Source organism: Acinetobacter ursingii DSM 16037 = CIP 107286, from assembly GCF_000368825.1.
GTDB classification, from domain to species: domain Bacteria; phylum Pseudomonadota; class Gammaproteobacteria; order Pseudomonadales; family Moraxellaceae; genus Acinetobacter; species Acinetobacter ursingii.
In genome coordinates this window covers 1445166-1467432 of sequence record NZ_KB849717.1, presented here as the reverse complement: position 1 = coordinate 1467432, position 22267 = coordinate 1445166, and the positions used below count along the sequence as shown (strand labels likewise).

21 protein-coding genes and 4 pseudogenes are annotated in these 22267 nt (G+C 37.7%); 11 read left to right on the top strand and 14 right to left on the bottom strand.

Features of this window, described 5'->3' with window-relative positions:
- Positions 1–39: 39 nt before the first annotated feature.
- Both F944_RS14345 and F944_RS14340 read left to right on the top strand, forming a co-directional pair.
- Positions 40–939 carry a SphA family protein gene (locus tag F944_RS14345; protein ID WP_004991973.1) on the top strand — a complete coding sequence of 300 codons (900 nt, stop codon included), beginning with the start codon at positions 40–42 and terminating at the stop codon, positions 937–939.
- A gap of 488 nt (positions 940–1427) precedes the next feature.
- Positions 1428–3875 (top strand): type VI secretion system Vgr family protein, encoded by a 2448-nt coding sequence (locus F944_RS14340; RefSeq protein ID WP_004991972.1) that lies wholly within the window; start codon positions 1428–1430, stop codon positions 3873–3875.
- Between the two features lie 31 nt (positions 3876–3906).
- Here the strand turns inward: F944_RS14340 and F944_RS16830 are convergent.
- A protein-coding gene (locus F944_RS16830; RefSeq protein ID WP_223235881.1) for an IS3 family transposase occupies positions 3907–5039 on the bottom strand; the annotation gives its coding sequence in 2 pieces (ribosomal slippage) (positions 3907–4787 and positions 4787–5039; 1134 coding nt in all).
- Between the two features lie 88 nt (positions 5040–5127).
- On the opposite strand from F944_RS16830, the pseudogene F944_RS16825 reads away from it, so the two are divergent.
- The 4 genes and pseudogenes from F944_RS16825 to F944_RS14315 all read left to right on the top strand — a co-directional run.
- Positions 5128–5343, top strand: a pseudogene (locus tag F944_RS16825) (hypothetical protein); the annotation flags it as partial.
- The gene (locus F944_RS14325; RefSeq protein WP_004991960.1) at positions 5344–6249 is read left to right on the top strand and encodes a DUF4123 domain-containing protein; all 906 of its coding nucleotides are present in this window, start codon (positions 5344–5346) and stop codon (positions 6247–6249) included.
- 30 nt (positions 6250–6279) lie between these two features.
- On the top strand, positions 6280–6717 hold the full coding sequence (locus F944_RS14320) for a hypothetical protein (RefSeq protein ID WP_004991957.1): 438 nt from the start codon (positions 6280–6282) through the stop codon (positions 6715–6717).
- Between the two features lie 9 nt (positions 6718–6726).
- A complete protein-coding gene (locus F944_RS14315) occupies positions 6727–8394 on the top strand; it encodes a T6SS phospholipase effector Tle1-like catalytic domain-containing protein (protein WP_004991955.1) in 1668 nt (555 codons plus the stop codon).
- A gap of 22 nt (positions 8395–8416) precedes the next feature.
- Here F944_RS14315 and istB read toward each other — a convergent pair whose 3' ends face one another.
- Positions 8417–9190 (bottom strand): IS21-like element ISAba8 family helper ATPase IstB, encoded by a 774-nt coding sequence (gene istB, locus F944_RS14310; RefSeq protein ID WP_001053379.1) that lies wholly within the window; start codon positions 9188–9190, stop codon positions 8417–8419.
- On the bottom strand, positions 9190–10209 hold the full coding sequence (istA, locus tag F944_RS14305) for an IS21-like element ISAba8 family transposase (RefSeq protein WP_004988759.1): 1020 nt from the start codon (positions 10207–10209) through the stop codon (positions 9190–9192). Before istA ends, istB begins: the two co-directional genes overlap by 1 nt.
- A gap of 421 nt (positions 10210–10630) precedes the next feature.
- Between istA and F944_RS14300 the strand changes: the two are divergent.
- A pseudogene (locus F944_RS14300) lies at positions 10631–10762 on the top strand (IS256 family transposase); the annotation flags it as partial.
- Between the two features lie 27 nt (positions 10763–10789).
- Here F944_RS14300 and tnpC read toward each other — a convergent pair.
- The 3 genes from tnpC to tnpA form a co-directional block, all read right to left on the bottom strand.
- Positions 10790–12397: an IS66 family transposase gene (tnpC, locus tag F944_RS14295; protein WP_004985690.1), complete on the bottom strand. Its 1608-nt coding sequence runs from the start codon at positions 12395–12397 to the stop codon at positions 10790–10792.
- 74 nt (positions 12398–12471) lie between these two features.
- Complete coding sequence (gene tnpB, locus F944_RS14290; protein ID WP_004988643.1) at positions 12472–12807, bottom strand: IS66 family insertion sequence element accessory protein TnpB; 336 nt, start codon at positions 12805–12807, stop codon at positions 12472–12474.
- The gene (gene tnpA, locus F944_RS14285; protein WP_004985693.1) at positions 12804–13232 is read right to left on the bottom strand and encodes an IS66-like element accessory protein TnpA; all 429 of its coding nucleotides are present in this window, start codon (positions 13230–13232) and stop codon (positions 12804–12806) included. Before tnpA ends, tnpB begins: the two co-directional genes overlap by 4 nt.
- A 130-nt stretch (positions 13233–13362) precedes the next feature.
- Here tnpA and F944_RS17320 point away from each other — a divergent pair.
- Positions 13363–13541, top strand: a pseudogene (locus F944_RS17320) (transposase); the annotation flags it as partial.
- Positions 13542–13596: 55 nt separating this feature from the next.
- Here the strand turns inward: F944_RS17320 and F944_RS17315 are convergent.
- Positions 13597–13736: pseudogene (locus F944_RS17315) on the bottom strand (Arm DNA-binding domain-containing protein); the annotation flags it as partial.
- A gap of 408 nt (positions 13737–14144) precedes the next feature.
- Here F944_RS17315 and F944_RS14280 point away from each other — a divergent pair.
- Complete coding sequence (locus tag F944_RS14280; RefSeq protein ID WP_004991951.1) at positions 14145–14876, top strand: Fic family protein; 732 nt, start codon at positions 14145–14147, stop codon at positions 14874–14876.
- A 32-nt stretch (positions 14877–14908) separates the two neighbouring features.
- Here F944_RS14280 and F944_RS14275 read toward each other — a convergent pair whose 3' ends face one another.
- The 3 genes from F944_RS14275 to F944_RS14265 form a co-directional block, all read right to left on the bottom strand.
- On the bottom strand, positions 14909–15916 hold the full coding sequence (locus F944_RS14275; RefSeq protein ID WP_004991949.1) for a hypothetical protein: 1008 nt from the start codon (positions 15914–15916) through the stop codon (positions 14909–14911).
- A 72-nt stretch (positions 15917–15988) separates the two neighbouring features.
- Positions 15989–17077, bottom strand: a complete 1089-nt coding sequence (locus F944_RS14270) for a YagK/YfjJ domain-containing protein (RefSeq protein ID WP_004991948.1) — start codon at positions 17075–17077, stop codon at positions 15989–15991.
- Between the two features lie 286 nt (positions 17078–17363).
- Positions 17364–17591 carry a helix-turn-helix transcriptional regulator gene (locus F944_RS14265; protein ID WP_004991946.1) on the bottom strand — a complete coding sequence of 76 codons (228 nt, stop codon included), beginning with the start codon at positions 17589–17591 and terminating at the stop codon, positions 17364–17366.
- Positions 17592–17677: 86 nt separating this feature from the next.
- On the opposite strand from F944_RS14265, the gene F944_RS14260 reads away from it, so the two are divergent.
- On the top strand, positions 17678–18988 hold the full coding sequence (locus F944_RS14260; protein ID WP_004991944.1) for a hypothetical protein: 1311 nt from the start codon (positions 17678–17680) through the stop codon (positions 18986–18988).
- Positions 18989–19048: 60 nt separating this feature from the next.
- Here F944_RS14260 and F944_RS14255 read toward each other — a convergent pair whose 3' ends face one another.
- The 4 genes from F944_RS14255 to F944_RS14245 are packed head-to-tail and all read right to left on the bottom strand — an operon-like array spanning position 19049 to position 20318.
- Positions 19049–19693, bottom strand: a complete 645-nt coding sequence (locus tag F944_RS14255) for a hypothetical protein (RefSeq protein WP_004991941.1) — start codon at positions 19691–19693, stop codon at positions 19049–19051.
- A gap of 14 nt (positions 19694–19707) precedes the next feature.
- A complete protein-coding gene (locus F944_RS14250) occupies positions 19708–19932 on the bottom strand; it encodes a hypothetical protein (protein ID WP_004991939.1) in 225 nt (74 codons plus the stop codon).
- Positions 19933–20061 carry a hypothetical protein gene (locus F944_RS17400; RefSeq protein ID WP_004991931.1) on the bottom strand — a complete coding sequence of 43 codons (129 nt, stop codon included), beginning with the start codon at positions 20059–20061 and terminating at the stop codon, positions 19933–19935.
- Between the two features lie 2 nt (positions 20062–20063).
- The gene (locus F944_RS14245; RefSeq protein ID WP_004991929.1) at positions 20064–20318 is read right to left on the bottom strand and encodes a hypothetical protein; all 255 of its coding nucleotides are present in this window, start codon (positions 20316–20318) and stop codon (positions 20064–20066) included.
- Between the two features lie 605 nt (positions 20319–20923).
- Here F944_RS14245 and F944_RS14240 point away from each other — a divergent pair.
- The gene (locus tag F944_RS14240; RefSeq protein ID WP_004991927.1) at positions 20924–21910 is read left to right on the top strand and encodes a hypothetical protein; all 987 of its coding nucleotides are present in this window, start codon (positions 20924–20926) and stop codon (positions 21908–21910) included.
- The last annotated feature ends 357 nt before the right edge of the window (positions 21911–22267 follow it).

Sequence of the window (22267 nt, the reverse complement as noted above, 5' to 3'; positions counted from 1 at the left end):
TCTTGCAGGTTATCTCACGTGTGAAAAAGGGAATCCATCATGTTTAAAAATAAACGTAATCTATGCTGTGGTCTTTTACTGACTGTAATGAGTATAAATAGCTATGCACTTGAAAATGGCTCGGATTCTGCTGCTTTAGGTGCAGAAGGTGCGATGGCAGGCAATTTACCCCCTAAAGGTGTTTATCTCATTACTTATTATCAGAACTATCATGCAGACAAAATGCTTGATCAACATGGAAATATAAGTGTTCCAGATTTCCATCTGGATGCAAATGCTTTAGTGGCACGGTTGGTATGGATGACGGATCAAAAACTGTTGGGCGGACAATTGGGATTTTATGGTATCCAGCCCTTTGTGGATGTTCGATTATCAGCAGCGGGATTTTCAGATAGTAATAAAGGGCTTGGAGATTTTGTCTTTGCACCTTTATTGGCATGGCATCATGGTAATCACCATTGGGGCGTGGCGCTTGAAAATGTTTTTCCTACTGGCGACTATGATAAGAATAGTCCTAAGCCCGTTATTGCCAATATCAGTAAGAATTATTACACCCTTCGGCCGATGTTTGCCTATAGCTATATGACGGCTTCAGGTTGGGATCTTTCTACCAAAATGTCCTATAGTATCAACGAGAAAAATGATGATACCCATTATAAATCAGGGGATTATTTTGCATTTGATTATAATTTGAGTTATCAGGTCAGATCTGATCTGACACTGGGCTTACAAGGATACGCATTAAAACAGTTTACAGACGATAAGCGTGATTCTATTAAGGTTCAAGATACTAAGGCCCAAGTCCTCGCTTACGGTCCAGCGGTTTCTTATCATCCATCCAGACAGTGGTTTTTAGAAGGCAAGTATTTATTTGAAGATCAGGTTGAGAATCGCGCTAAAGGTGGTTCGACATGGCTGAAATTTGTTTGGAGTTTTTAAGGGATATTGAGGTTTTTAGGTTAAAAATAGCGGAGAGTAAAATCGAATGACCATAGTTTTTTACTCTCCGCTAGAGCTTCGCATTGGTGTGAATGGGCTGCCAAAGTTGATGTCTATTGTTATGAAATTAACATTCGGATTCTTCAAAAGGCACAATATATCTCGACAGTGAGCGTGAGCTTCGCTGCGGAGCTGATGATCTGAGTTATTCATGTGGATGTGGTTTAAACAATGAGCGGATTCAAGTGACAAATATAACAGTAAAAAGTTAGCGATTCATTCATTTGATATTTAACAATTTAATCTCTTTTTTATGCAATGATTCAACGCTTCTTCAACACAAATAAATTATTTCATTAATTTGCTCTTCGTTGCGATCCTATAAAAGCTTTTGCATGAGCTGAAACAAAAACACAAAATAACTTAAATTGATATAGACAGGTCGTTCTGGTAGCCTTTTTTGATCAATAATAAGGCCACTTACAATAATGTTGAATCATATTTTTGGCATTCTTGACCAACTGGGATTTAACCAACAAAAACGTGCAATCAGTGTTCAATTTTCGAATCAAGAACTGAATCATCAAGTCATGTTGCAACGCATTGACGGTTATCATGCCATGAATGAAGGTCTCTCTGCCGAGTTGATTTGCCTCTCAACCAATCCTTATATTCCGCTCAAACAATTTATAGGCTGTCAGGTTGCAGTCGACCAAGTTACCGATATAGGGCAACTGTATCGAACCACAGGCATTATCACAGGTGCCAGTCAGGGACAACGTGATGGCGCACTGAGCCTGTACCGTCTCACCTTACAAGATGCCACGAGTCTATGGCATAAACGCCGTAATAGTCGTGTCTTTATGAATAAAAGCGCGATTGAAATTATTGAAATCATCTTTAAAGAATGGCAGAACAAAAGTCCGCTGTTTGCAGCCAGTCTCAAGCTCGACAGTAGTGGACTCAGTAAAGACTATGATATTCGTCCATTTTCCATGCAGTCGAATGAGAGTGACTACGCTTATTTAACACGCTTAATGCGTGAGGAATCTATCAACTGGCTGATTGATGAAGACAGTTATTTGGTTGCTGCACAAGGGCAAGAAATTCAAGCACAAAAACTTCGCCTCATCGATGACAATAGCTACTTTCAAGCATTGCAACGCCGTTCCATTCGTTACCATCGTAGTAATGCCACCGAACAACAAGACAGCATCACCAGTTTTATCGCACAACGTCAACTGCAACCGACCGCCATATATGTGCAACGTTGGCAAGCCGATAGTTTAAGCCAAGAAGATGCTAGTGGTTCAGTCTTAAGCACCCATCAACATAGTCAACAACGTGATAACGAAAGCTTAAGTCTGGAACAGGCATGGAATATTTCTCCAGCATGGATCACAGATCTGAATGGTGAAGACCAAGTCACTACTTCGGGCAATAGCCAACTCGAAAAACTTAATAAACAATTGAATCAATATCAAGCATTACAAGCCAAATCCTTTATTGCGCGCAGCAGCGTACGCGATACCCAAGTTGGATACTGGTTCCAACTTATTGATCATCCTGAATTAGAGAAAAACCATAGTCAAAATGACAAAGAATTTCTGATTCTGAGCAAACGTTTTTACAACCAGAATAATCTCCCTAAAGACATCCACAACCAAGTTGAACAACTACTCAGCCTGAGCCATTGGCAAAGCAGCAAAGACAGCCAACAAGAACGCCAAGCCAATGAAATGACTTTAGTACGCCGTAGCATTGATGTTGTTCCAGAATATGATCCACTACAACATCGTGCGACTGCCCATGTGCAACGCGCCAGAGTTGTGGGTGCACAAGGAGAAGAAATCCATGTCGATGAATGGGGACGTATCAAAGTCCGTTTTCTCTTTACCAGAAATGAAGACCATCAACACGATGGTGGTGCAGGCAGTAATGATAGCGATACAGATTCCGCATGGGTAGATGTCCTGACCCCATGGGCGGGTGAGGGTTATGGTGCTCGTTTCTTACCCCGTATCGGGGAAATCGTGGTGATTGACTTCTTTGACGGCAATATTGACCGTCCTTTTGTTACGGGACGAATTCATGAAGCTCAACGATCACCGACCAAATTTGATATTAAAGGTCAGCTACCTGACACCAAAAAACTTAGCGGTATTCGTTCCAAAGAAGTCGGAGGAGAAGGCTACAATCAACTTCGCTTCGACGACACTACAGGACAAATCAGTGCTCAATTACATAGCAGTCATGGTGCCACGCAATTGAATCTTGGCAACTTAAGTCACCCTAAAGAAGGTGCGACAAGTGATGGACGTGGAGAGGGGTTTGAATTAAGGACGGATCATGCGGGTGCTATAAGAAGTAAAGGCTTATATATTTCCACTTTTACTCAAGATCGTGCATTGAGTACACATTTAGAATCTAAAGAAGCACTCAGTAATTTTTCTGAGAGCTTAGAAAGTATGAAAGTATTATCTGAATATGCTGTGAAACAGAAAGCTGAAGCTGCTGATACCCTTAAAAATATAGATCAGTATATCAAGACCATTGAATCACAATGGCTGGATTTAAAAGCTACGAAAGAGGCATTAATGTTTTTGGCCTCTCCTGAAAGTATTTCTTTAGCAGCAGGTAAAGATATTCACGTAAGTGCATTAAATAGTGTGACTATGGCCGCAGGACAATCAATTAATGCAAGTACAGATGAGCATTTGGTTTTAAATGCAAAGAAAAGAGTAAGTTTATTTGCTGGCCAAGAAGATTTAAAACTGTATGCAGCTAAAGGAAAATTTGACATACAGGCTCAAGATAATGTTTTTGAAGCTGCTGCACGATTAGATGTGAAAATTACTTCTTCGGAAGGAAAGGTTGAGATTAATAGTCCGACTGAAATTATATTAAGAGGTGGTCCCACATGTTTGAACAACTAAAAGCTTATTTATAAGTGATACTCTGCTCTAGTTAAGCTACCTTATTTTGTTGTGGTAGCTGGTCATAGTAAAACTCATCTGGAGTCATTTTGTCCAGACTCGAATGAGGTCGTTTCAAATTATAAAATTCAAAATATGCGTTTAATTGCTTCTTCGCATCCAAAACATTGCTGTAGGCTTTGAGATACACCTCTTCATATTTAACGCTCCGCCATAATCGTTCAACCATCACATTATCAACCCATCGACCTTTACCATCCATACTGATTTGAATGCCATTTGATTTCAATACATCAATAAATGCATCACTGGTAAACTGACTGCCTTGGTCTGTATTAAATATTTCAGGTCGACCATATTTTTCAATAGCTTCATTTAATGTTTCTATGCAAAATGTAACCTCCATACTAATCGATACTCTATGCGCAAGTACCTTGCGGCTATGCCAATCAATCACAGCACATAAATAAACAAAGCCTTTTGCCATAGGGATATACGTTATATCCGTAGACCACACTTGATTACTGCGCTGAATAGCCAATCCTTTGAGCAGATATGGATATTTGCGGTGAGCTTGATTAGCCTGGCTTAAATTTGGTTTGCAATATAACGCATTAATGCCCATTTTCTTCATTAAAGTACGTGTATGACGTCGTCCTATATGATGTCCTTGACGATTCAACAAATCACGCATCATACGGCTACCTGCAAAAGGGTATTGCATATGTAACTCATCCATACACCGCATTAGCTTCAGATCTGATGCACTCACAGGTTTTGGGCGATAGTAATAACAACCACGGGAGACTTTCAGCAGCTGAGCTTGCTTAGATACTGAAATCTGAAGTGAGTCATCGATTAACTTTTGTGGTTGAAGCGGCCCAGTTTCTTCAACACACCTTCTAAAAAATCAATTTCTAATGCCTGCTCACCGATTTTTGCATGTAGTTTTTTTAGATCGATGGGTGGTTCTGTTGGAGCTTTTGATTGATCGAAAGCTTGCGAGGAAGCTGAAATCAGTTGATTTTTCCAGTCGATAATTTGGTTTTGATGAACATCAAATTCAGCACTCAATTCAGCAAGTGTTTTTTCTGCTTTAATCGCAGCAAGTGCTACCTTAGCTTTAAAATCATTTGAATGATTTCTTCTTGGTCTACGTGCCATAAAATACTCCATATATTGATGTTTATAACATCATTTGGGGAGCAAAATATCACTTATAAGTGTTGTTCAAATTTCCTGATCCACCTCTTTAAAAGCAAAGGATAGTGCCCTAAGAATAGATGGTAATGGTGTAACAGTGATTACACCGAATCAATTTACCGTGAAAGCAGGACAGCATATTTTTACGCAAGGAGCATCAGAATCACCGACATTACCTATTTTTCCAAATAATATTTGTTGGGAATGTTTAGCACGGCGAGCAGCACAAAGAGGCGCTTTTATCAATAAAGGAGATGGCCTCTAAATGCAATTGAATCAACCTCTTGAGCTTCTATTCAAAACATTTCAAAGATATCCATTAGATGAGATTGGTTTAAATGTTTATGCAATCGCAGATGCTGCACAAGATAAATCTTTTCTTAAAGTTCTCGCACATCTCAGGCAAAAGTGCTTATTAATTGAAGCTAGCGGAGAAAAAGCAAAGGCAGTATCACCTCATTTATTACAATTACCCAAAGATTTTTCGTCAGTTGAATGGGATTGGATACAGCAAAAAATTGCGGGTACTCCTAAAATGACGATTCTTATTAGCCCTTTATCTTTTGATTATTTATTTGAGCACTTACGTCATTTTTTAGAGGTTCAATTTGAAGGTGGGCTGGAAATGATACTTGCATTTTGGGATCCTATAATTTTAGCGCCATTAGTTGGGCGAAAAGAAGATCAAACTTTATATATATCAGGCCCTATATTGACTAAACATCAAGTTGAAACATTATTAGAGCCTATTCAGAGTTGGTGGTATTGGGATCGTCTAGGATTTTTACAAACAATTTTTGGTTTAAATGAAAGGGTCGATGTGTTGCCTCAAATAGAAGTCCCAATTAAGTTAAATGTAGAACAAGAGGAAATGCTTGTAGAAGCATCCTTTCCAGATAACCTTATCTATTATTTAAAACTTAATAATTCATTTCTAATAGAAAAAATGGATGATTATGCTTTATATCAGTTCGTAATAAAAACCATACCAGAAGCGAGGGAATTTCAACTTTCTGGTACAAGAGATATCTTAAATTTTATTTGCTTAAAATTAATTTATCAGGACAATTTTTACACAGATTTAAAACTCAAAGAAAAATTGGAAAAGATGAGAAATAAGCAGATCACAATTGATGGTTTAATGTCTCAAGTTATGACTGAGATGATTTGAGAATATTAATCAATATATAGGAATTTAGAGATGAATCTAAAAAAAATATTACTTTTACCCATTAGTTTGGCTTTAAGCACAGCCGGATGTGCAGGTATTGGTCCAAATGCAACGTACTACATGGCTACAACTTCATTTAATTATGATCCAACTTATACTAGTTATATGGTTAGATTAAATGGTCATGAAATAGGTGGGGGCTTTGGGGGGGGTATGAGTACTTCTCCAGTAAAATTGGGTCCTCAAATTGTAACGTGGGAAGAGTCGAATAGTGACAAAATTCATAGAGCAAAAAATCAAGTTGTATTAACAAAAGAAGATTTAAAAGGCATGAAATATTTGGCGGTGCATTTATATCCTGATGATACGATTGAGATTAAAACATCTAATAATTGGCCAGAACCAACAAAAAAGGGAGCAAAATGGCGTACACAAATATGGGAAAGAGCGCATTCCAATAATAAATAAGAGTGAATTATGCTTAAGAAATCAATTATTCAGCGAACTCTAGAAACAAATAGTGATGTTTCGAATACTCCTCCTATGGCAAAACAAGACTGTACTGATGTGGTTCATATTTCAGTTTTTTTTGACGGAACGGGAAATAATAAAGATGCGGATGAAGATAAAAAGAAATGGTCTAATCCAGCACGACTATGGCGAAATGCTCAGTCACTAAAAGAAACTGAGCTAGCTGAAAATAACCAGTTGGTATCACCTAATCATTCTATTTATGTATCTGGTGTCGGGACACGTTTTAATGCTGAATTAAATATCTTTCAAAGAGCGATTTCTGTATTGCAAGATCATACTGGGTTAGGTTTAGGTATTGGTCTGGGTGGTACTCGACGCTTGGATTATGGGGAAGATCAACTTAATGATGCTTTAAAACAAGTATTAATTTTTAATGCAAAAAAAGCAAAACTTAATGTAGATAAATATGCGAATGAAAAAAAAGTTTACAGTTTTGCTGAAGTTGAAAAAAGTCTAAGCCAGCATCGCTTAATTAAAAAGATAAATATTTCTACATTTGGCTTCTCACGAGGTGCGGCACTTGCACGTGCGTTTACTAATCAGTTTATCTGGCAATGTGAATCAGGTTGCGATGGACTGACATATGGTACTGGAAAATACCCAATCGAATTTAAGTTTTTAGGTATATTTGATACGGTTGCTTCTTTTGGTTTACCTGCGACTAATTTAAACAATAACTTGACCTTTAAAGGTCGGGATCTAGTCATTGATGAACGTGTCAAAATGTGTGTGCATCATATCGCGGGGAATGAATTACGCTTCGCCTTTCCACTTGATTTAATTCATAAAGAAAATGGTGATCTTACCAATGCCAATTGGAAAGAAATTGTTTATCCAGGTATGCACTCTGATGTGGGAGGGGGTTATACGCCAGGTAGCCAGAATGTAAACGATAATTTTGCACGTATTCCTCTAAAGGATATGCTCACTGAAGCGGTAAATTATGGCGTACGAATGTATGATTATGATGAGCTTAAAGTAAAACATTCTAAAGTTTTTGAACAACAATTTGCTATCCAAGAGGAAACACAACGGTTATTTAATGCCGTAAATCAGCAAATGTACTGTAATGGCAAAGTTCAGGATCAAATTATTGCGGCAATGAAAGTCTATTACAGTGCTTATGGAACTTTAGCAAGGACTTATACCCTTTCTGTGAGCCAGCAAGTAAGAAGTGAAAGCAAAATTCGTGAATTAATTCCTATAGGCCCTTCAGATATGGCGACTGAAATAAGTCGTCTACAAAAGCTTAAGGATTTGACAGCGCCAAGTAAGTCAGGAGGTTTCAATATATATAGAGTCTTGTCACCTATTTCAAAAGCCTATGAATTCTTTTTAGGTGTTGATGAATGGGAGTTTTCTAGCTGGAATAACAACGCAACGCAAGATGTTGTTGATTTTTACCAAAGTTATGTGCATGACTCCAAATATGGTTTTATAAGTAATGCTGAACCGTTTAGTTATTTTAGACAAAGAACGATTTATGAATCGCCTAGAAGTAAGCAAGGCAAAGAAATAGATGAAAAGTTGGTCGCGGAAAAAGCGGTGTGTAGTATCGTTGTCAACGGCATTCTAAAATTGACCCCTTTTACCTTACAAATGGCAAAGTAAAATTGACCCCTTTGATCTCGTATTAAGTTTCAACCTGGGGCTGAATCCCTATTCTTTTTTTATCCTTCAAACGATAACTCTCACCCGATATTTGTACCACATGACAGTGATGCAATAACCGATCTAACATCGCAGCGGTCAACGTGACATCATCTGCAAAGGATTTGGACCACTGGCTAAAGGGTAAGTTACTCGTCAATATCGTACTGCCTTTTTCATAACGCTTGGCAATCACATTAAAGAACAGATTCGCTTCTTCACGTCCAAACGGTAAATAACCAATTTCATCGATAATCAGTAACTTTGGTCCCAGTACCGCACGTTGCATATAGGTTTTCAGTTTACCTTGCTGATAGGCTGTACTCAGTTGCAGCATTAAATCCGCTGCGGTAATGAACTTGATCTTAATGTTGTTCATGATGGCCTTATAGCCTAATGCCATAGATAAATGCGTTTTTCCTACTCCGCTAGCCCCCAGAAACACCACATTTTCTGCTCTAGCAATAAAGCTCAGATTGAACAGTTCAATCACCTGTGATTTAGGGGCCCCTAGGGCATAATTAAAATCATAGTCTTCCAGGGTTTTGACTTGAGGCAGGCCTGAGAGTTTCATCAGTACCTGCTGACTGCGCTGTTGCCTGGCAGCATATTCATGCGTCAAGATCGCTTCAACAAAGTCGGCATAACTTCCATCCTGACCTAATGTTTGTTGTGCATGATGTGACCATTGTGATGCGATGGCAGGCAGATTGAGCTTTTGGCAAAGCTGCTCTATACGGTCGTATTGCAGATTCATCAGGAAACTCCCAGCAACTGGTCATATACAGATAAGGGATGCTGCAAACTCTCGTAGGGCATGACATGCTGAGCTGCTGCAACAGGTACAGTGCTAGAACCTGTATCTGATTGCGGTAATGGCGTAAATTTTTGCTGCTCCTGTTGCAGTCGAACAGCCGGTTTTTCTTGCGTGGTGGCATGAATCCGCTGATTGGCGGTTTCATGCAGCCACCGGCCAATATGGGCATTGGCGACATCAACATCTAACAGTAAACCCGAAGTCTTCAGGCTTGCTTTCAATGGCACAATAAAGCTTGATTTGAGGTATCCATTAAAGCGTTCAACTTTGCCTTTGGTCTGTGCACGGTAGGGCTTACATACGCGAGGACGAAAGCTGTATTTCTTGGCGCAGTCGAGCAGTTTGGGATTCCATTTATGCTGCCCCTCCTGATAGGCATCCCGTTCAATCATGATCGTTTTAGCGTTATCAAACAGGATTTCCTGAGGTACTCCTGCAAAGAACTGAAATGCATTTTCTAGACCATCGATCCATGCACTGGTACGTTCATGATCATAAAATTTCACGAAAGTCGCTCTGGAATAGCCTAATGTTGCGACAAAGGCTTTCAAAGTCGTGTTGTTGCGTCGAATCGTGGTGAAATCCACCTGCATTTGTTGACCAGGTTGGGTTTCAAAACGAATGATCGGTTCCGGTTTGGCAACTGGTTTTAATGTTGCAAGATATTCCCTCAAGATCCTGATCTTTCCTGGATATCCCAACCTTAAAATTTCCTGGTAGAGCACAACAGCAGGAATCCATTCAGGATGAGCTGCGTTTACACGTTGGAGTAAATAGGGTTTATATGGGTCAAGGATACTTATTCTAGGCTGTATACGCTGATACTGAGGTGTGGTGTTTTGCCGTAAATATTTACGCACAGTATTTCTGGACACCCCCAGTTCACGAGTAATGGCTTTAATAGATTTACCTTGCTGATGAAGTATTTGGATTGTCACTGCTTGCTCCAAAGTTAACATGTTGAGCAGTCCAAAATGACCGCTATATTAACCAAGGGGGTCTGTTTTTAAATGCCATTAGGGGGTCATTTTTACACTGCCGCTAACATCGTAAAGCGAGATGTTAAGCAAGATGAACTATTTGATGCATATGATAAGGCCCAAAAAGAACAACAACTTTTGGCAACATCATGAGTATCTCTTTCAAATTGCTACTTTGTACGGCAACGCTACCCATGATAATTTCATGTAAAGCGGAAACCGTAAATTTATCTTTCACGGTCTAAAACTATAGTACTGAAGAGCTAGGTGAGATTAAAGTCAATGGTGAGGGAAATACTATCGCTGACGCAGCAGATCGATATTAGGGAGCTTGTAAATAAAACTGTGTAAATATCCAAATCTTAGTACTCTGTACAAGGGGTAGATGGGATACATCACAATGGATCATAGTCAATTAATGGCATTGGTAACGGAGTTTGCCGAAAGCCTAAAAACGGATGCCGATCTAAATGAATTCAGTAAAGCACTCAAGAAACTTACCATAGAAACAGCCTTAAATGCCAAACTGACGTAAGCATCCAGTGAACCGCACTTGAATTCAAGCAGGCTTCCAGTTATGCGGCAGCAACTCTTCAATGTCTTTCATTTTATGCGTTGGTAACCTTCTAAGAACATCGGTTAAATAAGCATATGGATCAAGACCATTGAGCTTGGCGGACTGAATTAACGTCATGATATTGGCTGCCCGTTGACCACTTCGCAATGAGCCAGCAAATAACCAGTTCTTACGTCCCAAAGCCCATGGTCGCATTTGATTTTCCACCCAGTTATTACATATAGGCAAATGACCATCATCCAAATAACGGCTTAAGGCAGACCAACGTTTTAGACTGTAATTGATCGCTTTTGCCGTAGGCGAACTTGCTGGTACTTTGAGCTGATGTTGTTTGAGCCAATCATACAGTTGCTGCATGATTGGCTCACTGTCCTGTTGCCTTCGCTGTCGTCGTTGTTCTGCTGTACAGTCTGGAATGTCTCTTAATTCTGCTTCAATTCGGTAAAGCTGTTGAATCATTGATAACGCTTGCTCAGCAATCAAACTTTTACCCGTCACATGCAGCTCATGGAATTTACGACGGGCATGCGCCATACAACCCACTTCAATCATCTGACCTGAGGCAAAACGTGCCTTATAACCACTGTAATCATCACAGACCAGATGACCTTGCCAGCCTTTAAGGAAATCTTCGGCATGTTGACCTGATCGACTCGCTTGAAAGTCATACACGATCGCTTGAATCGAATTGTACTGTGTGGTGGCATAAGCCCAGACATAACCTTTCTTCGGTTTCTTCTCAGCAATCTGCATCACGGTCACAGGCGTTTCATCTGCATGAATCACCTGTTGTTGTAATATGATCTGTTTTAAAGCTTCTGCCAATGGCTCAAGTTCCACGCCGCAACGGCCCACCCAATCAGCTAAAGTGGATCGAGCCAAGTCTACGCCAGCTCGTTGGTAGATCAGTCTCTGACGGTATAAAGGTAAATGGTCCGCATATTTGCAAACCAGTACATGGCTGAGCAGTTCAGGGCTCGCAATGCCTTTATCAATCACATAAGCAGGCATCGGTTCCTGCTTGATGATTTCGCACTGATCACACACCCATTTGCCACGGATATGCTGCTCTTTCATAAACTGTGCGGATTTAAAGGTCAGTTTCTCACTGACATCTTCACCGATACGACGCAAAGTACAGCCACAAGTGCATACTATTGAGGCGGGTTCATGCTCTATACGAATGGTGGCGAGATGATCTGGCAGTGCTCGACGTTTAGGTTTGATTGCCTTGGTTTTATGGGTGTTGGGTTGATCCGCATTCAGTCGTTCCAATTCAAGATCAACGGCTGCGATGTCTTCTTCGACTGCTTCATCTAACAGGCTAATTTGTTTAGCTGTTAAGTGTTCATTCTTCTGAGCGAATTTATGTCGTTTAAACAGAGCAAGTTCATGCTCGTATTTTTGCGTGAGAATGGAAAGATGTTGAACTTTGGCATCTAGGTGTTGATTAGATTGTTCTAACTGTTGTTTTGATGCTTCAAGCTGCTGCTTATCTTCTACAAGTTGCCGATTCTGCACTGCCAACTGCTGGGTAAATTCCAGTAATTGTTCATGGGTCAGTTGGCTTAAATTAGGCAATATATTCATGACCGCAGTATGCCTGAGATCAGGTCAAGGAGGAAATAGATCCTTTGGAGGATGGCAAAATAGATCTATCTGGTTTAGAGCATATTGACCACCTGAGATTGTCCAATTCTCTGCCAGGCTAAACCCTGAATCAGTGCCTGTAATTGTTCTACACTGATACTCATTGTTTCACCCTGATGAATCTTAGCCCAGTGGAATTTCCCTTGTTCCAGCCGCCTTGCACAGAGCCAAATACCCAATCCATCATGTACCAATACTTTCATACGATGACCACGTTTATTACAGAACAGATAAGCACAATGCGGTTTGACACAGCCGAAGGCTTTAAGAACTTGAGCAAGTGCAGTATCTGTACCTGCTCGCATATCCATGGGCTGGGTAGACAACCATATTTCATCAATACGAATCATTTGATCAAGCCTTGCAGCAGACATAGCAATTCAGTTGTTGATTCCACAGGCCACTCGATTTCAATCATTTGATGTCTTACGGAATGTTGTTCCTCATGCAGTGGAATCCTGATATAGGCAGTAGCTTTCTCCTCTGGTACAGACGGCGGTGATGTCTCTTGTTTGACTGGCATCGGGTGAGCAATGACAGGAAGAAAGTCGGCCTGTGGGCTAGGCGGTCTTTTTAATGGAGGGGGCATTGATTCGGACTGGCGAATCCATTTATGCAGTAGATTGGCATTGATCTGATGTTGCATTGCAACCTTGGCCACAGATGTGTCTGGCTGCTGGCATTGTTGAATAAGCTTATTTTTAAATTCAGCTGTGAAGGTTCGGCGGGGCTTTTTTAGCGTCGGTGCACTGTCTGTAACTGTCTTTAAATCCATAAATAGGTGTCCACTAAAATTTAAGTGGACACTATCGGCATATACATGCGTTAGAAAAAGTGGGGTTCAGCGGACGCTTACAAACTGACTGCACATTTAGGACATGAAGGTAAAACTTAGTGTTAAAGGCAATGCCCATAATGTGTATAGTAAAAAGTAAGTACTCACTGGTGATGGGGAGTTTGAGCACAGTGCTCCACGTGATCGGGATGGTAGTTTCCAGCCACAATTGTAAAGAAACATGAGGAGCGCTGCTACGCAAGACGTATCATCAATATGGACAATCAAATCCTGTCCTTATACGCCAAAAAGACATGACTACCCGTGTGAAATCGTTACTACCTTTTGTCAATACTAAAAAAATTTCTTTACCAAGAATTTGAAATTTCATACGGCAATGCATACCATCTGCCGGAATAACTTCTAGATATAAGCCTTTTTCATCTGGATATTTAGTCTTCTTTTCTAATGGTTTTATTTTCTGATCCTTGCATCTGTAAGCATTGCAACGTTTCCCGTAGAAATTTGGGGGTATAAAAATGGGGGTAATTTATTATACCCCCAGTTATACCCCCAACTATATGAGGATTCAATAGGGCTAATTGGAAAGCATGAGGCAATAAAAAAAGCTTAAACCCTTTAGATTTAAGCTTTTAGGACTCTATGAGATATCATAGAAAGTAAACTTGGCGAGAGAGGGAATCATATTTAAAGGTTAAGCAATTGATAATATTTAAATAAAAAATAATTAATTTTATTTGATCCCCCAATCGTCCCCCAGCCTATAAAAAATTTAGATTAGCATTTGAAGAACCATTCTTATTATACATCAATGTGATGCTGTAGCTATCAGATTTCATTGCTATGACTTTTTCATGTATGATCATTTGATTGCATCTGTAGAGATAAACCATGTTTGAGATCATTGATGATTTAAAAGCTAAATTAGATCAGCATCGACCTCTTTCACCTGCAATTGTTAAAAATCTACATGAAGACTTGATCTTACGCTGGACTTATCATTCGAACGCCATCGAAGGTAACACTTTAACTTTATTAGAGACCAAAGTAGTTCTAGAAGGAATTACCGTAGGTGGGAAAGCGTTAAGGGAGCATTTTGAAGCGATCAACCATCGTGATGCAATTTTATATGTCGAAGATATTATAAAAAAACAAGAACCGTTTTCAGAGTGGCAAATTCGTAATATTCATCAATTGATTTTAAAAAATATTGATGATGAGAATGCAGGACGATATCGTCAGCAAAATGTCTTAATCTCAGGTGCTACCACCAATCCTCCAGATCACACATTGCTCAATGACAAGATGGCTCAATTTATAGATTGGTATAACATGGAAGCTCATACATTGCATCCAATTGAGCGAGCAGCCAAAGTTCATGCTGATTTTGTGGGTGTCCATCCTTTTGTGGATGGGAATGGACGTACATCTCGATTGTTGATGAATCTTGAATTGATGAAAGCAGGTTATCCACCGAGTGTGATTACTGTAGAAAATCGCTTAGCCTACTATGAGGCTCTGGATCAATGGATGGCGTATGGCAATAGTGAGCCATTTAATAGCTTAGTTGCTGCTGTTGTATTGGAAGGATTCAAGCCATATCAAACAGTTTTAGGAATCTAGGAAAGTAAAAGAAGGGTAAAAGCCCTTCCTCGTTAATTTTTGCTATCACACTCTATGTATATGAATTTTGGTGATACGAATTCAGATTCATAATAAGTATATTTGTATTTTTCAACTTGTTGCCCAAAAATGACTTTCCATATCTTTTCATTTATACCGTCTACACCTTGAATATTCATTGAACTTTGAAATTCAAAAATACTCATGGTGATCTTCGTAAGTGGTGCAAAATTAAGAGTGCCATTATCACGAAAGCTGATGCAATCTTTCATTGATAGAGGCTGGCATTCTCGCTCTGTCGCACAATACACATTTAAGACATAGTTATCAGATAAATCACGTTGTATACAAAAAAATAATGCTAAAATTTCTGATTGATGTTTTTCATGAAAATGATTGATGATGCTGCGCATTTTTTGGGTCAAAGCATTTTCCACAGATTTATTTGCTTTAAACAGTTCATGCTCATTCATGTGGAACACATAAGTAAAATGATTTAGATTAAATTGTTGATGAGTTTTGAATAACTTTTTCATCACAGGTACATTTTCTTTACGTATTTCTTTGATTAATGCAATACGCTTATCACGATCAGCGATTGCATTTTTACTGGTTGAATGCTTTTTCAATTCATATATGAATGCATCTACAACAGGTTTTATCTGCTCAACATAGTATTCATTGTGTAGCAGCATTGGATTAATAGGTCCATCTGAATTGTAACCCAAATTTACATATGCCTGATGCACAGCCTTTACACTTTGACTGATTTTGAATAGTGAGTGTTCTCGTAATTGAACATTAATTGGTTGAAAGCTCAGTAGTAGTTCAAATACATGATCTGTATGCGGAGTATTACTGACATAGTATTGAGTAGAGATTCGACTGATTTTTTTAAATTTTTCTTTGAAAGGCAAATAACTCGGATTCGTAGCGATTTCCGAAACGCTTTGCATATTGAATAGGTTAAACTCACCCATACAAAAATAAGGTAGATTGGTGCTTTCTGTCGTATTGGTAGGTTGCATTAACATGTTCATTATGGTCTCACTTTTTTTAAATATGGGTATTGGTGCTCTCTATGGCTGAGAGCATTATTTAGATGGTCTGAATTAGCCTAAATTTGATCCTGCATTGATCTGACGAGGCCTTCCAGCTTTGCTTTTTTCAAGCTTGCGAGTGCTATAGCCAAAAGTACGATGGTTCTTAAGTGTTTTTTCGATAATGAACTGATCGGCTTTGGTGAAGTAATCTACGACCGAATGCAATGTGTCAATTTTTTCATGGTCATCATGCACAAGTATCCCAAGCGCAAGTTTTTTGTAGGATTTCATTTTGTTATTGCAGTTATAGTAATATCCTTTGTTCTGAGTGATGCTCATCCATAATTTACAGAGTTGGTCTGCATAGAAAGAATGATTCCAATAGATATTGCCATCCATAAAAAAAATAAAATGATAGTGGTAGCCTTTTTTTATTCCATATTCTAATTTCCAGATAAAACCGACAATTGGTGGTACTTTGTCATTTGGCGTATGGAGTTTTTTTAAGAAAATGCTCAAGTATGCTTTCAGTAGTTCAAGTGTGATTTTAAATTTTCGATTAATGGAGAAATCAATTCGAATTACCAGTAATTTACTGAATTTAATAATTAATTTTTGGATAAGCTTTTTAGCCTTCTTGTTCTGATTTAAGCTTTTTTCTTTGCGTAGTTCTACTGCTTTTTTATAGTCTATATCATTCGATAATGCCTTGAAGAGACGTTGGTAGAACTCATTTAAAATTTGAGCTTTAGGCTTGTAATGAGTTGGGCTGATCGCTATTTGCTCATTGTGAGCAAGTTGCCAAAAGTTTGTAGATGTATCATTTACAATATGTGCAGGGAAGCACTCTACGTATATCTTACGAAATAGGTCAGTCTCAGCACTCGTGTAAGTGACATCATATATAAATCGTGGATCAATGTTTTTTAATGCATCATGTAAAGGCCTGTGATTAATTTTGTAAGATTGCTTTTTATCGGGATGAAGGACGTAGATTAAAAACTTTCCCTCTTTGTGCGTTTTTTTTATGAGTTGAATGATTCTATCCTTCTGTAATGCTTCTGGATCATCAATTATTACAATGCTTTTATCATCCACCTCATGTATGGAATATTTTTCATAATTATCATCAGGATAATTATTTAGATCTGTGTTCATATAATGCTCTTTTAGGTAAATTTTAAGTAAGTGAATCCCTACCTAGGCATGGATAGCCTTGGTATGAATCGTGATATATTTGATGTAGGTTTTAGAAGAGTTGTTGAATGAATAATAAATCTAATTAAAAGTATTATTTATCAATAAAATATATTGATTATTAGTACTTATTAATTAAATATAAAATCCTAAATTATTGAAAAATATGAGAACCATAATTCCGACAATCCATTTCATCTATTTTTCAGAAATATCGACTTTCGCAGTTGAAAGTCGATTTGGAAAGTTAGCAGGTAAAACGTTGCTTAGCTTTAAGCTCAAGCCACTGAACTAATTCATGCTCAAACCACCCAACAGCATTTGAACTGAGCTTGATAGGTTTTGGGAAAGATGGATCGTAACTTTTCGATTTCTTATTTAATTTTTCATATATGACTGAGCGACTTACACCCGTAAAGCCAATTACTTCTTTGAATCGAAGGATGGTTGGTCTTGGATATATATCTGATTGCATGAGATTTGACTCCGTGATTGAATAAGTCAAAATTAACAGCAAGTCTTCGGACAAAAAACAGCGGATCTAATTCCGAATGGGGAAAAATGAATCAGAAGCAAAAAGAACTGCTTAAGACAGCATGTCTAATACGCACTCAAAGCTTTATTGAACAAGAATTTGATCATTTTTCTCTACTTAAATCTCAGCCTGAATTATTAAATTCATTGAAAGAGTTAAATAAATACGTTCTGAATTTATTTCTAAAAAAATCATGGGCTACTATTGAGGAAAACCGACATCCATCTATGGGTAAGGTAGAACAAATCCTAAATCTGAATTCTCAAGATTATTTTAATTGCGAGGTGATAGCCTGTTTTTGGGGGAATGCTCAATATGGACAAGATTTTAAGAATCCGATCCATAATTGGTTTAATCTCAATTCGACTAGAGAGTTTCATTCAGCTTATTTTGAAGTATTTTCTTTAATTCGAAAAAACGCTGATTTTAATGCTATATATTTAGAAGTACAGCAATTAGCTAGTTGCTATGATTTAGCTGCTTTGAGCTATCGCACTCAGTTAGATTTAGATAAATATATAATTCCTATGTATTTAGAGTTTTTTATGGGATTGCAGACTCTATCTTATAGGGAGGAAAATTTCGAAGGTTACTATGCTTTAGTTAATTTTCTCACTCCAATAGATACATTGAAACGTGGTGCTAGTTCAGTATTACTGCAACCATTAAACCATCTATCTTGGAGTAACTTGGTTGGGCGAGATAGTGAAAATAAAATTGTGGAAATGCAGGAAGGACTTTTACATTTTCAAATTCCTATAGGTAAGGACTCTTCATTCCATGAAATATTTTTTTCAAATTATTATGCTCTGTACTTACTATTGAATAAAAACCTAACATCAAAAATTTGGAAAAATATTGAAGAACTGGAAGAAATTCTTGAATTTTTATCAAAAAAATTAACTTCTAAAAAAAATGCACATCTGAAAGAAAAGTCTACATTAGTTGCATATGAGACATTAATACTCGAATATTTTTGTATGTTTAAAAAAGATGAATATTGTAAAAATGGGCTATCTGAACCAAATGGTTTTAACAAATTTTTATATACGGCTTTGACTACTGAGCTTAATAAAATAGCAGATAGTGGTTATAAGTTTGAGCATCCGTCCTACAAAGAGGGGCTGGAAGGTGTAGAAATAAAATTAACCAACAGTGAGATACGTTTATCTCTAAAGCATGAGTCAATTAGAAAGAATCTTGAGAGAAGAAAAAAGTTACATCAATTACCCCAAATATTAAAACAAGAAAATTCCGTTCAAGATAAATCTCATGTAGTGGATTTTCTTAAAATTTCAGAAAAATCAGTAGATTATAATTTTTGTGAACGTAAGTAATATTATTCAGAAGAGAGAACACCAACATTAACCGTGTTCTCTCTATTTTATAGCCTGACATTAAAAAGACAAACTCACATTGCCTTGATCGGTTGTCAATTCAGCTTCAAGGACTTGATCACCACGACACTTCAACAAGTACGATACCGTTGAGCTATAACTCATTTGTACAGGCATCTTGCTATGGAAATCTGCGGTGTAATAACCACAACGACCACGATTAATACTCATACCTTGTAAGACAAAAGGTTGATCGTTGGTTGACTGAATTTCTAAAATATATTCGATCGCTCCTTGTACATTGAAGGCAGATTGAGATTCCCGACTGGTAATTTGAGCTCGAACAGATAATGCAGGTTGTTCCGTTTCCATAGGAATATGATTGCTGTAATCAGGACTGTTTGGATCAAGATCAGACTCCATCATGGATTTGAGTGCTTCAGGATGTTTATCCCAACTCTCAAGAAATGACTGCGCTTCTTTAACTGCCGCAGGCAGATACTCGGTATCATTTTCTATAATCTGAGTTAAGGCTTGTACTTTGGCTTCGACTTCATCCTTGCTATATGGAGCATATTTGGATTGCTCTGTCTGGACGGGTGAACTGGATGTTTGATCTTTCGTACTTTTCTGAGCTGGCTGATTGTTCTGACTACATGCAATCAGTAAAGTTGACAGTGCTACAGTGGACAGTAATTTTTTCATGGCTTGACTCTCACTTACTTAGAGCGCATGGTCAGAAATCCGACCAAACATAGAATTAAAATTCCACCAACGATTTTTCCCACTGTTGGAAACATTACCGCAGGCCAAACCAAACCTTGCCCTAAATTATAGGTAAATGGCTTATAGTTGTATTGCCCCCAAAAGTGTTGATAGATGGCAAAGAAAAAACCAATCACTAAGTAGCCACTGATCATCCATGATTTAATATTTGAATTCATTTACTTTCCCCCAGTTGCAAATTTTGCTAATGCGATAAATAGTCCCATCACGATCATGAAGCCAATAAATGGCAAACCTAAAAAGCAAATCACTGCAATGATGCAGATGATGCCAGCAAGTGTTCTCATGGTTATTCCTTCATGCACTGATAGGAAATATTGACCATATCTCTTTGGAAGGATTCAGTTTGCTGCAAGGTGTAGAGATTTTCTTTAAGTCCATCTTCTCCATATTTATTTTCAAGTTTGTCGTAAATACATGAACAGGTATTGCCATCAATGCCACCTGTTTTACAACCACTGATAAACTGACGTTCTGTTTTACTGGCACAGCCTGCTGTCATCATGACAAGTGAGATGAGTACAAGCGAAGTAAGCGTTTTCATCATTTCCCCTAATTTTTATTGTGTTATTTGATGTGTAATAAATTTTGCTGAATTGACTAAAGTGTAGATGCGACAAAGCATTCCAAGGCTAGATAGCGTTTAGATCAGTCAAATAAGCAAAAATTTATGAATGCTGTTAATGCAACAGAGGAATATAAAATCGTTTCAGGGAGAACAATATAGATAGGAAAAACTTAGTCATGGGTATGACTCCTTTGGGTATAAAAGAAGCTTCACCGCATTACTGTCAAATAATGGTGGCGAAACGAAAGAGGGTTGACAGACTGATACCCAAAAAGATCAGCACACCCGAAGGTGTCCCCCTCCCGTTCCGCCGCAGAGGGGGCACGCAGGGTCGCCCACCAAAAAGATAAACTTTTTAGTGTGCTTTGGGTAAGCGGTCTGTCAAAACCGACTGACGATGTAGGTCAGCAGTTGAATGATAAAATTAAGGGTGAGTTTAGTCAATCGAGGTTATGAAAATATATAAATAAATCAATAGTTTTATTATTTTTAATACACTAGTACTTTTTCAATTTTAAGTAATATAATTCTGATGTCTAAAATAGTAAATTATCTGAAAATTCAAAAAATTAGGGGTATATATGAATTTTAAATTACTTAAAGTACGACTAGATAGAATTAAAACTCAAAAACATACACTTACTCCAGAAGATATGTTGATGTTAGTTACTCAAGAAAAAGCTGATCTTAATTCGGGGTTTTTCTCTCGTTTATTTAGTGTGACTATTCCACAAAAATGGGAATTCTCTATCAATTCTTTTGAGGAAATTGGCGTTTCTTTAGAATTGGTTGAATTGATTGAAACAGTATTTATCCCTCACTATCAAGGGCATGCAAAAAATTATGCTTGGTTAGAGCAATGTATTTTATTCAAACTCAAGCATCAAGCGTCGATGAATATTTCTGAATTAGTCAGTCGGTATTTATCGAAGATTGAAAAAAGTGAACATTTACAGATTAGTCGAGAGATCTTAAAAATTTTATTTGAGCGTGAGCCTAGCAATGCTGTCATTAAAGCACAGGCGATAGTGTACAAACGCAGTGAAATCTATACTAGCGCTATAGAAAAGTTTGAGTACTATTTTGAGCATTGTCCTTATCAAGAAACATTATATTTTGATTATCTTGAATGCTTAATAATGCGGAAGAATGTTATCTATAATCAGGAAAAAGGAGAGTTTGGTGATTTGCAATATGCTGTATATTTACTTTGCTCTATAGACGATGCGAAAGATAGAGCATTACAAGGGAATCTACTCAATCGTGCTATAACAGCCCTTTTACCAGAAGACGTTATTGCAACTCGTCCTGAAGATACGAATTTCTTAGCTGACATGGGACGTGGGCTAAATAGTTTTAGTAAGGGAGTTGGTACATTTTTTGGAGGGCGTGATTCGCAGATTCCATATAGTGAGGGAATTATTGCGAGTGCACCAAAACTTTTGAAAAATCAAAAAATTGTTGAGTGCCTTAATCAAAATCAAAAAGCACAAAAAGAGCTCGAAAAAATATTATCAGATCAAGAACTAAAGATGGGGGTGGGCTTAATGACGAGTCATATAAAATGACTAGTAAAGCAAATCAGAATTTCGAAGTTATAAAAATATTTGTAGAAAGTTACTTAGTTAAGAATCACGGATTCAAATTTGAACACAATTGTCTATGTAGTAATGATGATTTGAAATTAATATTTTTCTTAGATTCTAATTGCCTAGTATTAAAAAGCTTAACTTCTACTAAAGAGTATTTTATTGTTGAGATTCCTAAAGATATACCTTCAAATAATTGTGTAAGTTTCGCAATCAAAGTCTATGGAGAAATCTTAAAAGTATTAAGAAAAAGAAAGCCATAGAGCTTTCTTTTTTTGTAATATTCCAATAGATTAATATAAGAAAATTTCTTATCTGACTAATGTATCACTAGTG

Bases quoted from the DNA above. Each gene is read 5' to 3' on its own strand.
- F944_RS14345 (WP_004991973.1), top strand. From the start codon at position 40: ATGTTTAAAAATAAACGTAATCTATGCTGTGGTCTTTTACTGACTGTA.
- F944_RS14340 (WP_004991972.1), top strand. From the start codon at position 1,428: ATGTTGAATCATATTTTTGGCATTCTTGACCAACTGGGATTTAACCAA.
- F944_RS14325 (WP_004991960.1), top strand. From the start codon at position 5,344: ATGCAATTGAATCAACCTCTTGAGCTTCTATTCAAAACATTTCAAAGA.
- F944_RS14320 (WP_004991957.1), top strand. From the start codon at position 6,280: ATGAATCTAAAAAAAATATTACTTTTACCCATTAGTTTGGCTTTAAGC.
- F944_RS14315 (WP_004991955.1), top strand. From the start codon at position 6,727: ATGCTTAAGAAATCAATTATTCAGCGAACTCTAGAAACAAATAGTGAT.
- istB (WP_001053379.1), bottom strand. From the start codon at position 9,190: ATGAATCTGCAATACGACCGTATAGAGCAGCTTTGCCAAAAGCTCAAT.
- istA (WP_004988759.1), bottom strand. From the start codon at position 10,209: ATGTTAACTTTGGAGCAAGCAGTGACAATCCAAATACTTCATCAGCAA.
- tnpC (WP_004985690.1), bottom strand. From the start codon at position 12,397: ATGAATATATTGCCTAATTTAAGCCAACTGACCCATGAACAATTACTG.
- tnpB (WP_004988643.1), bottom strand. From the start codon at position 12,807: ATGATTCGTATTGATGAAATATGGTTGTCTACCCAGCCCATGGATATG.
- tnpA (WP_004985693.1), bottom strand. From the start codon at position 13,232: ATGGATTTAAAGACAGTTACAGACAGTGCACCGACGCTAAAAAAGCCC.
- F944_RS14280 (WP_004991951.1), top strand. From the start codon at position 14,145: ATGTTTGAGATCATTGATGATTTAAAAGCTAAATTAGATCAGCATCGA.
- F944_RS14275 (WP_004991949.1), bottom strand. From the start codon at position 15,916: ATGAACATGTTAATGCAACCTACCAATACGACAGAAAGCACCAATCTA.
- F944_RS14270 (WP_004991948.1), bottom strand. From the start codon at position 17,077: ATGAACACAGATCTAAATAATTATCCTGATGATAATTATGAAAAATAT.
- F944_RS14265 (WP_004991946.1), bottom strand. From the start codon at position 17,591: ATGCAATCAGATATATATCCAAGACCAACCATCCTTCGATTCAAAGAA.
- F944_RS14260 (WP_004991944.1), top strand. From the start codon at position 17,678: ATGAATCAGAAGCAAAAAGAACTGCTTAAGACAGCATGTCTAATACGC.
- F944_RS14255 (WP_004991941.1), bottom strand. From the start codon at position 19,693: ATGAAAAAATTACTGTCCACTGTAGCACTGTCAACTTTACTGATTGCA.
- F944_RS14250 (WP_004991939.1), bottom strand. From the start codon at position 19,932: ATGAATTCAAATATTAAATCATGGATGATCAGTGGCTACTTAGTGATT.
- F944_RS17400 (WP_004991931.1), bottom strand. From the start codon at position 20,061: ATGAGAACACTTGCTGGCATCATCTGCATCATTGCAGTGATTTGCTTT.
- F944_RS14245 (WP_004991929.1), bottom strand. From the start codon at position 20,318: ATGAAAACGCTTACTTCGCTTGTACTCATCTCACTTGTCATGATGACA.
- F944_RS14240 (WP_004991927.1), top strand. From the start codon at position 20,924: ATGAATTTTAAATTACTTAAAGTACGACTAGATAGAATTAAAACTCAA.